Raw genomic sequence first — 12803 nt, 5'->3', positions numbered from 1 at the left:
ACGGACAACGGGGCCGGCCGGCCGCCCCGGGGAAGATGGCATGTACTCGGTACAAGACACCACTGAGGTCAGCATCGGGGAGTACCTCGAGGTGCTGCGGCGCCGCTGGCTGTGGATCGCCGGCACCGTCGTCGTCCTCGTCGGGCTCTCCCTGCTCACCGACCTCCGGGCCGCACCGCAGTACCAGGCGTCCACCCAGATGCTGCTCCAGGCCAAGACGTCGGAGAACATCCTGGTGCCGACCCAGCAGGTCTCGGACCCGCAGCGGGCGCTCCAGAACGAGCTGCGCATCATCAACAGCCGGACGGTCAAGGTCGCCGTGGCCAAGGCCTACGGCTCCCCGATCGGGGTGCGGGCCATCGCCGGCGGCGAGGACGACGTCATCGTCCTGCAGGCCACGGCCACCACCGGCCGGGAGGCCGCCCGCCGGGCCAACGTCTACGCCAGCACCTACCAAGACGTGCGGCTCGATGCGATCCTCGCCGACCTCTCGTCCACCAAGACCATCGTCCAGCAGCAGGTCGACGACTTCCAGGCCCAGATCAACAAGATCGACGAACCCCTGGTGGCGCTCGACGACGAGCTGGCGAAGCTGCCCACCACCGACCCCGCCTACGACGCCAAGCTGGAGGCGCGGAACCGGTTGAAGTCCCAGACCGACGCCGAGCGGGCCGAGGCCCAGGCCGGCCTCACCGACTACACCCAGCGGCTGCAGATCCTGCAGATCTCGGAGCGCCTGGCCACCACCGGCGGCGTCCAGGTGCTGAACCCGGCCGTCGCCCCGAGCACGCCGGTCTCGCCGACGCCGGTGCGCGACGCCGTCCAGTCCCTCGTGATCGGGCTGTTCCTGGGCGTGGGCCTCGCGTTCGTCCGAGACCAGTTCGACGACTCGCTGCGCACGAAGGCCGACCTCGAGCGAGCGGTCAAGGACCTGCCCACCATCGGCATGGTCCCCCTCGACCCCACGTGGCGAGATGCCCGCCGGCCCCACCTCGCCACCATCGCCGCCCCCATGTCGGCGGCGGCCGAGTCCTATCGAGGCCTCCGCACGGCCATCCAGTACGCCGCGCTCGAGCGGCCCATGAACCTGATCCAGATCACCAGCTCCGGTGCCGGCGAGGGCAAGACCACCCTGCTGTCGAACCTGGCCCTGGCCTTCGCCCAGGCCGGCAAGCGGGTGTGCGTGGTGGGCTGCGACCTCCGCAAGCCCCGCTTGCACCAGTTCATGCAGGTCGACGGCAGCATCGGCTTCACCTCCGTGGTCCTCGGCGACCTCACGCTCGCCGAGGCGGTGCAGCAGTCGCCGATCCACCCCAACATCAGCGTGCTGGCCTCCGGCCCCCGGCCCCCGAACCCGTCGGAGCTGCTGAGCCTGGACCGCTCGGCCAGCATCATCCGCTCGCTCACCGAGGAGTACTCGGTGGTCTTCCTCGACTGCCCGCCGGTGCTGCCGGTCACCGATGCCCTGGTGCTGAGCCGCGTCGTCGACGCCACCATCTTCCTGGCCTCGGCCAACCGCACCAGCCGGCGCACCGCCCGCCGCGGCGTCGAGATGCTGCGCCAGGTCTCCTCCCCGCTGCTCGGGACCGTCCTCAACGGCGTGGCCGCCGAGGACACCTACGGCTCGCTCTACGAGTACTACGGCTACGTCCGCCGGTCGCGGATGCCGATCATCGGCCGGTTCCTCCACCGCCAGGCCGCCGACGTCCCGGTGGCCGACTTCGACCACCTTCCGGAGGATCCGCCTGCCGCAGAGCGAGAGCCGATCCAGGACCGTCGCTGAGGTGGACCTCGTCCCGGTGACGGGGACCTCCGCCACCGACCTCCGGACCGCCGGGCCGCGCGCCGGCGAGGTGCTCACCTTCGCCGAGCACCGCCGGAAGCTGGCCATCCCCCGGTGGATGCTCCTCCTCGGCCTCATGCTGGCCCAGGCCGCCCTGGCCCGGGCCATGAGCCAGTCACCCCGCCTCGGCCTCGTCCAGGCGGCCGGCCTGCTGGCCTTGGGCGGGTGGGCGGTGCTGCGCCGCAACCCCCTGCTGTCGCTGTCGATCATCGCCTACCTGCCGGGCGCGGAGATCGTGTGGCGCCAGACCCGAGCACCCGTGCCGCAGTACACGGCGGCCTACCTCACGATGATCCTCGCCGTCGCCACCTCCTTCACGGTGGTGCGCACGATCGCCAAGCCCGGGCGGACGGCGATGTTCTACTTCGCCCTCCTGCTCCCCTCCATCGTCGTCACGGTGTCCACGGTCGGCGGCGGCTCGTTCCGCCAGCCGGTGGCCTTCGCCCTGGCCGGTCCGGCGGCCCTGACCGCCATGGTCCTGCTGCTCTCCCCCATGGCCATCCAGCCGTGGTTCTACCGCCGCCTGCTCTGGATCCTGGCCATCGGCGGCGTCGGCCCGCTGGCGATCGCCCTCACGGCCATCAACGACACCATCGCCACCCAGGGCTCGATCGAGTTCGGCAGCGAGTCGAACTTCATCACCAGCGGTGGCTTCGGACCGGTGCAGGTGTCGTCGGTGATGGGCCTCACCGTCCTCGCCGCCATCCTCCTGTTCCTCAACGAGGTCGACCTGGTGGCCCGGATCATGGCCGCTGGCCTGGCGTTCCTCGCCACCGTGCAGAGCCTGCTGACCTTCAGCCGAGGCGGCATGTTCGCCACGGCCATCGCCCTCGGCGCGCTGGTGATCGCCCAGTCCACCAGCCGCGACGGTCGACGGAAGGTGATCCTGGTGGTGGGCGTCGCCTTCGCGGTCGGCTACTACCTGATCGTCCCGCGCCTCGACGCCTTCACCGACGGCAAGTTCAAGGAGCGCTTCGAGGACACGTCGTCGGGGCGCACCGGCCTCGCCACCAACGACGTCGAGATCTTCAAGTCCCACCTCGCGTTCGGCGTGGGCCCGGGCATGAGCCGGTACTCCCGCCTGCCCTACGACCTGTGCCAGCTGCGCACGGACAAGTGCGCCAACGAGGGCTCCTCGCACACCGAGTTCACCCGGATGCTGAGCGAGCACGGGCTGGCCGGGCTGGGCTCGATCGTGGTGTTCGCAGCCCTCTCGCTGCAGGCCTACCGGCGGTCGGGGACCTCGCGCGCCACCTGCGTCACCTTCCTGGCCTGGGGCGTGGCGCAGATGTTCTACGCCAACATGCGGGTGGTCGCGATCCCCATCGCCTTCGCCTTCGCCTTCATCCGCGTGGTCGGTCCGGATGCCCGTCCGGGCGCGCCCCCCGATGAGCTCGCCGCCGGCACCGATCCCCCTGGCCGCCGTGGCCCGGTGAGCGTCCTCGCCCTCATCCCGGCGCGCGGCGGCAGCGTCGGGATCCCCCGCAAGAACCTGGTCCTCGTGGGCGGTCGCCCCCTGATCGCCTGGTCCATCGATGCCGCGCTGGCCGCGCCAGCGGTCGACCGGGTCATCGTCTCGACCGATGACGAGGAGATCGCTGCCACGGCGCGCCAGCTCGGCGCCGAGGTGCCGTTCCTCCGGCCCGCCGAGCTCGCCGGGGACCTGGTCACCGACCTGCCCGTGTTCCAGCACGCGCTCTCCTGGATCGAGGCCTCGGGCGGCGACCAGCCGAGCCTGGTCGTGCACCTCCGGCCCACGTCGCCGGCCCGGCCGCCCGGCCTCGTCGACCAGGCGGTCGCCGCGCTGCGCGCCGACCCGTCGGCCACCTCCGTGCGCTCGGTGAGCCCGGCGCCGATCACCCCGTGGAAGACCTACGAGATCGACGCCGAGGGCCTGCTGCGCCCGCTGCTGGGCACCCTCGAGGCCGAGCGCTTCAACGAGCCTCGCCAAGCGCTGCCCCCGGCATGGGTCCACGACGGGGTGATCGACGTCGTCCGCGCTCCCGTGGTGGTCGCCGGCTCGATGTCGGGCGCCCGGATGATCGCCTTCGAGACGCCAGGCGGCGGCGTCGACATCGATCGACCGGAGGACCTGGACCCTGCCGAGCGGGCGATCGCCCGGCTCCACGGCCGCCAGCCGGGCTGACGGCACCCTCGTCGGGTCAGCCCGGCGCGAGGTCGAGCAGGTAGCGCACGGTGCCGGCGCCCGCAGCGCCGCCGTCCCGCCAGCCGTTGCGCTCGTAGGCCCGGAGGGCAGCCGGGTTGTCGGCGACCACCAGCAGGTCGGCCCGGCGGTGGCCCCGCTGCACCGAGCGGCGGGCGAACTCCCCCAGCAGCGCATCGACCGCACCGGCGCCGCGGGCCTCGAGCGCCACGCCGACGAGGACCACGCGGGTGTCGGCCTCGACCTCTGCGTCGGGTGCTCCGACCGACGGCGGGGCCGGCGGCTCGACCCGCCCTCGAGCTCGACCAGCCAGCGAGCCCAGCACCCGTCGGGCCCGGCGCCAGGCCGGCCCGGCGCCCCGCAGCGCGCTTCGGGGATCGGGCGGCGCGAGCAGCTGCGGCGAGCACCGCCCAGGGCGCGAGGGCATCGTTGGTGCGGCGCTGGACCGACGGCGGTCCACCCACGAGGTAGCCCACCGGGCCCGAGGGCCCGTCGACCACGAGGACGTCGGTGGCCGGATCGGCCAGGTAGCGGGCCACCAGCCTCCGACAGAAGGCCGGTCCGAGCTGGCTGCTCTGGTACTCGGGGAAGACGGCTCGGTGGAGCTCGGCCACCCGCGGCACGTCCTGCGGGGAGGCCGATCGGGCTCCGGCGCCCGCGGCGCCGGGCCCGGTCACGGTGCGTCGTCCGCGCCGTCGGCGTCGGGCTCCAGCAGGAACTCGAGCGCCGCCCGCGCGGCCTTCGGCAGCCTCGCCTCCGGGGCCCGCCGGGCCGCCGCGCCGGCCACGGCCAGCGAACCGTGGTTCACGGCCGGGCGCAGGAGGGGGTGCAGGACCACCTTGCGCACGACCGGTACGGCTTCGAGCCCGATGCTGACCTTGAAGCTGTGCAGCGACTCCCGAGCCGTCTCGGCGCGCAGCGAGCTGAGGCCGTAGGAGACGCTCTCCACCGACGGGTCGGCCATCAGGTGCTCGAGCATCGTGAAGAACAGGGCGTGGTTGGGGTAGTCCCGCAGGTGGGCGCGGTCGGAGACGGTGGCGCTGATCGACGCCCACCGCCCGCAGCGGTGCACGGTGCCGAACGCGGCGATCTCCGCGCCCGCCCAGGCGGCCCAGATCTCCCGTCCCGGCACCTCGAGCTGGCGCTCCCAGTTCGCCCGGAACTGCTCGGGCGTCATGGCCCCGGAGCCGTGGCGGGCCCGGGTGTCGGCGTAGCTGGGGTAGCCGGCGGCCAGGACCTCGGCGGCCGAGGTCTCGCGCACCTCGAAGCGCTTGAGGCCCCGCCGCACCTTCGAGCGGTTGTTGCTGCTCAGCACGTCGATGCCGTAGTCCCGCGTGGTGCAGAGGTAGAGGGAGGCGTTGGCCCGCTCGATGCCCGCCGGCTCGTGGTACTGCAGGACGGCCATGCGACGGCGCCACAGCAGCGCCCGTCGCTCGTCGGCCCCGAGCGGCGCGAGGTCGTTCGTGGGGTAGCGGAGGTGCGCGACCCGCTTGAAGCGCACCCAGCAGTGGCCAGCCGGCGACCACGTGGTCGACATGCCCTGGGCCTCGAGGCCGGCGAGCCACGCCGGTGCCGGCCCTGGTGTGGTCATCGACCGAGCATGGCACAGCCGCTGCGCCCTCCCGCCGTCTGGATCGCGGGCCGCTCGGCAGTAGGGTTGCCAGGCGGCTGTGGAGCCGGACGGAGGGGAGCCGTGTCGTGAACCAGCAACGAGCAGCGCGCGCCGTTGGCCCGCTGCACCAGCAGCCACGAACGGACGTGCACCGATGATCATCGCCCGAGACCTCCGTTCCTGGTCGTGCGCCGCCGACGCCCCGGTGCTGGACGCCCTGGCCCAGATCTCGGCGAACCGCCACGGTGCGGTGTTCTGCGTCGAGCCCGACGGCCGCCTCGTCGGCGTGCTCACCGACGGCGACTTCCGCCGCTGGGTGGTCGACCAGGCCGACCTCGACCTGCACCGACCGGTGCGCGACATCGCCAACCGGTCGCCGCGGACCGCGCCCGCGTCGGCCGGCCCCGCGGAGCTGGAGGGCCTCCTCGACGACCGCATCGCCCACATCCCCCTCGTCGACGACCAGGGCCACCTCGTGGGGGTCGCGTCGTCGCGGACCGGCCGCCTGGAGCTCGATGGCCGCACCATCGGCGAGGACCAGCCGACGTTCGTGATCGCCGAGATCGGCATCAACCACAACGGTTCGCTGGCGACCGCCCTCGCCCTCATCGACCACGCCGCCGATGCCGGTGCCGACAGCGCCAAGTTCCAGCTCCGCGACCTCGGCTCGCTCTACGGCGCCAGCGACCGGGCCGGCGAGGACCTCGGCTCGCAGTACACGCGGGAGCTGCTCGACAAGTTCCAGCTCACCAACGACGAGATGTTCACCGCCTTCGACCACTGCCGGAGCCGGGGCCTGGTCCCGCTGTGCACGCCGTGGGACCACGAGAGCGTGGCCGTGCTGGAGGGCTACGGGATCCCGGGCTACAAGGTGGCCTCGGCGGACCTCACGAACCACGACCTCGTCGCCGCGGTGGCGGCCACCGGCAAGCCGGTGCTGGTGTCCACCGGCATGTCCACCGAGGCCGAGATCCGCGAGGCCGTCGCGGTGCTCCAGCAGCACGGCGCGGCCTACGCCCTGCTGCACTGCAACTCGACCTATCCGGCGCCCTACAAGGACGTGAACCTCCGGTACCTCGAGCGCCTCCGCCAGCTCGGCGCCTGCCCGGTGGGCTACAGCGGCCACGAGCGGGGCTGGCACGTGCCGGTGGCCTCGGTCGCCCTCGGCGCCCGCATCATCGAGAAGCACCTCACCGTCGACCGCTCCATGGAGGGCAACGACCACAAGGTCAGCCTGCTGCCGGACGAGCTGGCCCGCATGGTCACCGAGGTCCGCCAGCTGGAGGAGTCGCTCGGCTCCCCCCGCAGCCGCTCGATCAGCCAGGGCGAGGCCATGAACCGCGTGACGTTGGCGAAGAGCCTCGTGGCCGTGCGGGACCTGGCCGCCGGAGCCACGGTCACCCGCTCCGACATCGCCGTCCAGGGCCCGGGCCGGGGCCTCCAGCCCAACCGCCGCAACGACCTGATCGGCCACGTGCTCACCCGCTCGGTGGCGGCGGGCACCTGCTTCTACCCGTCGGACCTCGACGCCGACCGGGTCGAGCCCCGGCCCTATGCGTTCCGCCGCCCCTGGGGCCTGCCGGTCCGCTACCACGACTTCGACGCCATGCTCCAGCGGGCCGCGCCCGACTTCGTGGAGTTCCACCTGTCGTACCAGGACATGGACCTCGACCCCGAGACCTACGTCAAGGGCCCGCAGACCTGTGACTTCGCGGTCCACAGCCCGGACCTGTTCCGCGGGGACCACATCCTCAACCTGGCCTCGACCGACGACGAGTGGTGGGAGCGCTCGATCTTCGAGCTCGACCGGTGCCTCGAGCTGACCCGCCGGATGAAGCCGCTGTTCCCCAGCACCGAGCGCCCCACGGTGATCGTGAGCCTGGGCGGCTTCACCGCCGACGCGCCCCTCGCCGCCACCGAGCGCCAGGCCCGCTACGACCGGGTCCGAGCCGGCCTCGATCGCCTCGACCGCACCGGCGTCGAGCTCGTCGCCCAGACCTTGCCGCCGTTCCCGTGGTACCTGGGCGGCCAGCTCCACTGCAACCTGTTCGTCGATCCCGAGGACACCGCCCGCTTCGCCCGCGACGCCGACATCGGGCTGTGCCTCGACGTGTCGCACTCCAAGCTGGCGTGCAACCACCGCGGGACCTCCTTCGCCACGTTCGTCGAGACGCTGGGGCCGCACGTGCGCCACCTGCACCTCGTCGACGCCACCGGCTCCGACGGCGAGGGGATCCAGGTCGGCGACGGCGACATCGACTGGCCCGTGCTGGCCGAGCAGCTCGACCGCCTGGCACCGGGGGTGGCGTTCATCCCCGAGATCTGGCAGGGCCACAAGAACGACGGAGAAGGGTTCTGGATGGCCCTCGATCGCCTGGAGGCATGGTTCTGATGGTTCGCCCCGATCGCCGCGTCGACGTCGACCGCGCCCTGTCGGCCCTCCGGCGCCGGAAGCGGCGGCTCAGCCGCCAGGCCCACGTCCGGCTGCTCGCGGTCGGCGACCGCGTGCGCTGCCCCGTGTGCGGGTGGTCCGGCCAGCGCTTCGAGTCCTCCACCAAGCCGCGCCGGCCGAACCGGATCTGCCCCTCCTGCGGCTCGAGCGAGCGCTATCGCGCGCTCGCCATCGCCCTGAACCGCCGGGGACCGGTGCCCCCCGGCACCCGGCTCCTCGAGGTCGCGCCGATCCACACCGTCGAGCCGCTCGCCGTCCAGCTGGGCTACACCTACACCAGCCTCGACCTCTCCTCGCCCCGGGCCCGCGTGCTCGGCGACCTCACCGCCCTGCCCTTCGGCGAGGCCAGCTTCGACCTCGTGGTCTGCTTCCACGTGCTCGAGCACGTCCCGGACGACCGCGCCGCCGTGCGCGAGCTCGTGCGCATCACCGCCCCGGACGGCGAGGTCCTCGTCGTGGTCCCCCGGGATGACGCCCGCCCGGACACCTTCGAGGTCGAGGGCGCCGACCCGGCCGACTACGAGCGGCTCTACGGGCAGTCGGACCACGTCCGCATCTACGGCGCCGACCTGCTCGACCGCTGGCGCGGGGCCGGGGTCGACGTGACCGAGGACCTGTGGACGGACCGGTTCACCCCGGACCTGCACCGCCACGCCGCGCTCTCCGGCGACGACGACCGCTTCTGGCACCTCGACCGGCCCCACGGCGCCTGAGGGCCGGGGGCGAGGCTCAGGCCCCGCTGTCGCCGCCCGGCGCCACGGCAGCCCGATCCGGGCCCGAACGGCGCAGCACCACGAGGTGCGCCCGCCGCAGGAGCCGCAGGCCCCTCGGGAACCAGAGGGCCCGGACCGCGTCGCGCACGCGGGCCCGAGCCTGCAGCCCCGGCGTCGGGTCGAACTGGTAGAGGTGGAGCCCCGGGCTGCCGTCCACCGGACGCACGTGCTCGTGGCGGTACGGGCGGGTGGCCTCGGCCTCGATGTGGGAGCGCTGCGGCGCCCGCTCGTTCTCGACCACCACGATCGCCCCCGGTGCGAGCCGGCCGATCCACGCCGCCACCTCGGCGCGCTCGTCCTGCGCGGTCCAGCCCGGCTGGTCCTCGGGCAGGAGGTCGGTGGTGGCTCCGCCGTCGATCACCACGAGCTCGTACGGCGCGACCTCGGCGGGGACGTCGGCCGCCCGCCGGACGATGCGCACACGGTCGCCCAGCGACCCGAGGTTGGCGTCGAGCTGCTCGAGGCAGAAGTCGATCTCCTCGACCGCCACCTGGGACGGCTCGAGCCCGACCCGGATGGCGGCTTCCGCCACCGCCGTGGTCAGGGTGCCGATGCCGGCTCCCACCTCGAGGATGGACGCCGGCCGCCGGCGCTCGACGAGGTCGATGACCGCTCCGAGCGCGAAGCCGCTGGCCACGTAGTCGCTGCCCGGCCGGGGCCGGAACCGCCAGTGCACCGCGGTGCCCTCGCGGACCGCCCGCCGCCGCACGATCACGACCGCAGCCTCGACAGCTCGATGGCCGATCGGTAGAACTCGTTCTCGGTCTCGAGCGTGGCCCGGTCGCCGAACGCCTGGAGCTCGCCGGCGCCGAACACCATGATCCGGTCGCAGGTCTTGAGCGTCGAGAGGCGGTGGGCGATCACCAGCAGCGTGACCGAGCCCTGCAGCTTGGTGAGCGTCTCGTGGACGAGGGCCTCGCTGCGCATGTCGAGGGCGCTGGTGGGCTCGTCGAGCACGAGGATGCTCGGCGTGGTGGCCAGCGCCCGGGCCAGCGCCACGCGCTGGCGCTGCCCGCCCGAGAGACCGCCGCCACGGCTGCTGAGCACGGTGTCGTAGCCCTCGGGCATGGCCACGATCTCCTCGTGGACGTGGGCCCGCTTGGCTGCCTCCACGACCTCGTCGTCGGTGAGGTGCGGGCGGAAGAAGCGGATGTTGTCGCGGATCGACGCGCTGATCACCCGGCAGTCCTGGGGGACGAAGGCGACCTCGCGGAACCAGGCGTCGTCCTCGAGCTCGCCGGCCTCGATGCCGTCGACGAGGTAGCGCCCCGAGGACGGCTCGCGCAGGCGGAGGATGAGCTGGATGAGGGTCGACTTGCCGCTGCCGGAGGGCCCGATGATGCCGATGGCCTCGCCCGGGGCGATGGTGAACGACACCCCCTCGAAGCGCGTTCGGTGCGTCGGCTTCGGACTGGTAGCGGTACGACACGTCGTCGAAGCGCAGCTCCGGGTGGCGGGGCGTGGCCACGGAGCCGGACGTCGGCGTGGAGGCCCGGAGGCCGGCGCGGTCGCTGCTCAGCGTCTCGGCGTACGGCGCCGACTCGGCGGCGGAGTGGTACGAGCCCTGCAGGGTGCTGGCCAGGTTCATCGACCGCACCAGGATCACCACGATGGCGCTCAGCGAGGCCAGCGGCCGATCGATCACGGCGTGGACGGCGTAGAGCCCCACCAGGACGATGGCGACCGCCGCGAGCTGGTAGGCCGCGCCCAGGAAGCGGGCGAGGAACGTGGTCACGTAGATCGAGCGGGCTTCCTCGCGGGTGGACTCGTCCAGCCGTTGCGCCACCTGGGCGTTCACGCCGAACGCTCGGATCTCGAGGCTGACGTTGATCGCCTCCAGCGACTCCTTGGCGAACTTGAGGCCGGCGGCGACCTGGCTGCCCGAGTGGCGCTTGGCCAGCTTGCTGAGCGGGCGCAGGGCCAGGAACAGGCCGGATCCGGTGGCCACCACCAGCACGGCCGAGAGCGGATCGATGGCGATGGCCGAGGCCAACAGCGCCAGGAGCCCGAAGGTGGTGGTGAACGAGCCCGACACCACGATGATGGCGCCGGCCAGGCGGCCCACCCGGCGGATGACGAGGTCCTGCACCGCCGCTTCGTCGATCTCCGACTGAGCCGCCCAGGAAGCCAGGGCGTAGTCGTGGAACGTCTCGGCCCGCAGGCGCACGGTGAGCCGCGCCGTCTGCCGCGAGCTGAGCTGGGCCGAGACGGTCTGCATGGCGAACCGCAGCGACCCCAGCACCACGGCCACCACGAAGAGGGTGCCGATGCTGACCTTGATGCCGTCGAGCGGGCCGATGCCGATCGACGGGGCGGCGTCGCCTCCGATGGTGAAGGCCAGCCGGGCGATGACGACCAGCAGCAGGGCCTCGGACATGCCGCCGAGGAAGGCCGCCGCGGCCTGGGCCACGATCGAACGGCCCTCGCCGGCGAAGTACGGCCGGTAGATCTCGACCAGGCCGATCCCCTTGGGGCGCCGTGGTGCACCAGAACGCTTCATCATGTGGTCCCCTCCGAGCGGTCCACGCTAGAAGATGCGCTCCGCCGGGCTTCCATCGCCAGCTCGTCGTAGACCGCCAGCCACTCCGCCCGCTGGCGGGAGCGCCCGAAGGCGGCCTCCACCCGCTCCCGCCCCGCGGCCGCCAGGTCTCGCCTCGCCCCCTCGTCGCCCAGCACCTCCAGCAGCGCCGCCGCCAGCCGGTCGGGGCGCCCGGCGGGGACGAGGCGCCCGTCGACGCCGTCGGTGACCACCTCGGCCATCCCACCCACCTCGGTGCTGATCACCGCCACACCGGTGGCCATCGCCTCCAGCACGCCGTTGCTGATCCCTTCGGAGAGGCTGGGTGAGACGAAGGCGTCGGCGGCGGCCAGCTCGGCGCGCACGGCCTCCGGTGCCAGCGGTCCGACGAGGTCGACGTGGTCGCCCAGACCGGTGCGGGCCACCCGCAGCCGCAGCGCGTCCCGGTGGGGGCCGTCGCCCACGATGCGCAGCCGGGCGTCGGTGCCGCCGGCCCGGACGATGGCCAGCGCGGCCAGCGCGTCCTCGATCCCCTTTGCGGGCTGCAGCCGGGCCACGACCACCAGGCGCAGCGGGACGCCGGGAGCGCGAGGCGCGCGCACCGGCCACCGCTTCGAGGTCGACCGCCGGGCGGATGACCCGCACCGCGCCGGGGTCGGCACCGAGCGCCACCACCGCATCGCCGACCGCCGTCGCCACCACGTGGACGCGATCCACCCGCTGGACGAGGCGAGCCAGGCCGGTGGCCCGATCGGGGTCGAGCAGCGGCCGGACCAGCTCGTCGGTGCCTCGGCAGCTCACCACCAGCTGGGTCTCCTCCAGCAGGTCGAGGGCGTCGGCCAGCGCCACGCCGAGGCCGCTGAACCCGAGGTGCACGACGTCGGGCTCGGTGCCGAGGATCGGTCCGGCCGCGAGGGCGGCCCGTGCCGCCCGCTCCGTGGCGCCGAACCGGGCGCGCTCGACGAGCCGCCACGGCGAGGCCGGGCTGGCGACCCCCTGCCGCCCGCACCGCCAACGGCAGCAGGCTCCCGGCCCGCAGCGGCGGCAGGCCGCACGAGGTGGCCACGCCGTCGAGCGCGGTCGCCGGACCGGGCCGCAGCGCGTGCACGGTGACCTGGTGGCCGCCCTCGGCGAGCATCGTGGCCAGGGCGCGCTGGAAGGTCTCCGAGACGGCGTCGTGGCGGTTCACCACCAGGGTCACGCGCCTCACGCCGGCCCCATCGGCGTGGAAGCGAGCGGCCGGCAGTGGACGTCGGCCCAGAGCTGCAGGGCGAGCAGGTTCCAGAGCCCCCGCGTGCGGTCGCGGCCATCGAGGTGCTCCTGGTACCAGCTGCGCAGCGCCGCGCGGTCGAAGGCCCCGCCGGGGAAGGCGTCGGGCCCGAGGAGCCGATCCTCCACCACGGGGCGCAGGTCTTCGCGCAGCCAGCGGCCGAGCGGGACG

General features: G+C 73.4%; 12 protein-coding genes. 6 read left to right on the top strand and 6 right to left on the bottom strand.

Annotated elements, in window-relative coordinates; all coding sequences use genetic code 11:
* The first annotated feature begins 40 nt into the window (after positions 1–40).
* Complete coding sequence (locus tag KSP35_RS18330) at positions 41–1783, top strand: polysaccharide biosynthesis tyrosine autokinase (RefSeq protein WP_216997223.1); 1743 nt, start codon at positions 41–43, stop codon at positions 1781–1783.
* 1 nt (position 1784) lies between these two features.
* Positions 1785–3989, top strand: a complete 2205-nt coding sequence (locus KSP35_RS18325) for a cytidylyltransferase domain-containing protein (RefSeq protein WP_216997222.1) — start codon at positions 1785–1787, stop codon at positions 3987–3989.
* A gap of 16 nt (positions 3990–4005) precedes the next feature.
* On the opposite strand, the gene KSP35_RS18320 is transcribed toward KSP35_RS18325, so the two are convergent.
* Together KSP35_RS18320 and KSP35_RS18315 are read right to left on the bottom strand one after the other, a co-directional pair.
* Positions 4006–4434 (bottom strand): N-acetyltransferase, encoded by a 429-nt coding sequence (locus KSP35_RS18320; RefSeq protein ID WP_216997221.1) that lies wholly within the window; start codon positions 4432–4434, stop codon positions 4006–4008.
* A 246-nt stretch (positions 4435–4680) separates the two neighbouring features.
* Positions 4681–5598 carry a GNAT family N-acetyltransferase gene (locus KSP35_RS18315; protein ID WP_216997220.1) on the bottom strand — a complete coding sequence of 306 codons (918 nt, stop codon included), beginning with the start codon at positions 5596–5598 and terminating at the stop codon, positions 4681–4683.
* Positions 5599–5773: 175 nt separating this feature from the next.
* On the opposite strand from KSP35_RS18315, the gene KSP35_RS18310 reads away from it, so the two are divergent.
* Positions 5774–8011, top strand: coding sequence for an N-acetylneuraminate synthase family protein (locus KSP35_RS18310; RefSeq protein WP_216997219.1), 2238 nt, complete (start codon positions 5774–5776; stop codon positions 8009–8011).
* Positions 8011–8784: a bifunctional 2-polyprenyl-6-hydroxyphenol methylase/3-demethylubiquinol 3-O-methyltransferase UbiG gene (locus KSP35_RS18305; protein ID WP_216997218.1), complete on the top strand. Its 774-nt coding sequence runs from the start codon at positions 8011–8013 to the stop codon at positions 8782–8784. The genes KSP35_RS18310 and KSP35_RS18305 overlap by 1 nt, the downstream gene beginning before the upstream one ends.
* Positions 8785–8800: 16 nt before the next feature.
* On the opposite strand, the gene KSP35_RS18300 is transcribed toward KSP35_RS18305, so the two are convergent.
* Both KSP35_RS18300 and KSP35_RS18295 read right to left on the bottom strand, forming a co-directional pair.
* Entirely contained in the window at positions 8801–9559 is a 759-nt protein-coding gene (locus KSP35_RS18300) for a hypothetical protein (RefSeq protein ID WP_216997217.1), read from the bottom strand.
* The gene (locus KSP35_RS18295; protein ID WP_216997216.1) at positions 9556–10221 is read right to left on the bottom strand and encodes an ABC transporter ATP-binding protein; all 666 of its coding nucleotides are present in this window, start codon (positions 10219–10221) and stop codon (positions 9556–9558) included. The genes KSP35_RS18300 and KSP35_RS18295 overlap by 4 nt, the downstream gene beginning before the upstream one ends.
* Before the next feature lie 83 nt (positions 10222–10304).
* Between KSP35_RS18295 and KSP35_RS18290 the strand changes: the two genes are divergently transcribed.
* Together KSP35_RS18290 and KSP35_RS18285 are read left to right on the top strand one after the other, a co-directional pair.
* Entirely contained in the window at positions 10305–10505 is a 201-nt protein-coding gene (locus KSP35_RS18290; protein ID WP_216997215.1) for a hypothetical protein, read from the top strand.
* Positions 10493–11416 carry a hypothetical protein gene (locus tag KSP35_RS18285; protein ID WP_216997214.1) on the top strand — a complete coding sequence of 308 codons (924 nt, stop codon included), beginning with the start codon at positions 10493–10495 and terminating at the stop codon, positions 11414–11416. The genes KSP35_RS18290 and KSP35_RS18285 overlap by 13 nt, the downstream gene beginning before the upstream one ends.
* On the opposite strand, the gene KSP35_RS18280 is transcribed toward KSP35_RS18285, so the two are convergent.
* Together KSP35_RS18280 and KSP35_RS26150 are read right to left on the bottom strand one after the other, a co-directional pair.
* Entirely contained in the window at positions 11344–11964 is a 621-nt protein-coding gene (locus tag KSP35_RS18280) for a glycosyltransferase family 4 protein (protein WP_216997213.1), read from the bottom strand. The genes KSP35_RS18285 and KSP35_RS18280 overlap by 73 nt on opposite strands.
* A gap of 604 nt (positions 11965–12568) precedes the next feature.
* Entirely contained in the window at positions 12569–12760 is a 192-nt protein-coding gene (locus tag KSP35_RS26150) for a hypothetical protein (RefSeq protein ID WP_371748993.1), read from the bottom strand.
* Positions 12761–12803: the final 43 nt, after the last annotated feature.

The organism is Aquihabitans sp. G128 (assembly GCF_019048865.1).
In the GTDB taxonomy this organism is placed as follows: Bacteria; Actinomycetota; Acidimicrobiia; order Acidimicrobiales; family Iamiaceae; genus Aquihabitans.
Note: the sequence above shows the minus strand (reverse complement) of the source record. Positions and strands in the feature narration are given on the sequence as shown.

Coding starts and splice junctions, on each gene's coding strand:
- KSP35_RS18330 (WP_216997223.1), top strand. CDS start 41: ATGTACTCGGTACAAGACACCACTGAGGTCAGCATCGGGGAGTACCTC.
- KSP35_RS18305 (WP_216997218.1), top strand. CDS start 8,011: ATGGTTCGCCCCGATCGCCGCGTCGACGTCGACCGCGCCCTGTCGGCC.
- KSP35_RS18315 (WP_216997220.1), bottom strand. CDS start 5,598: ATGACCACACCAGGGCCGGCACCGGCGTGGCTCGCCGGCCTCGAGGCC.
- KSP35_RS18310 (WP_216997219.1), top strand. CDS start 5,774: ATGATCATCGCCCGAGACCTCCGTTCCTGGTCGTGCGCCGCCGACGCC.
- KSP35_RS18320 (WP_216997221.1), bottom strand. CDS start 4,434: ATGCCCTCGCGCCCTGGGCGGTGCTCGCCGCAGCTGCTCGCGCCGCCC.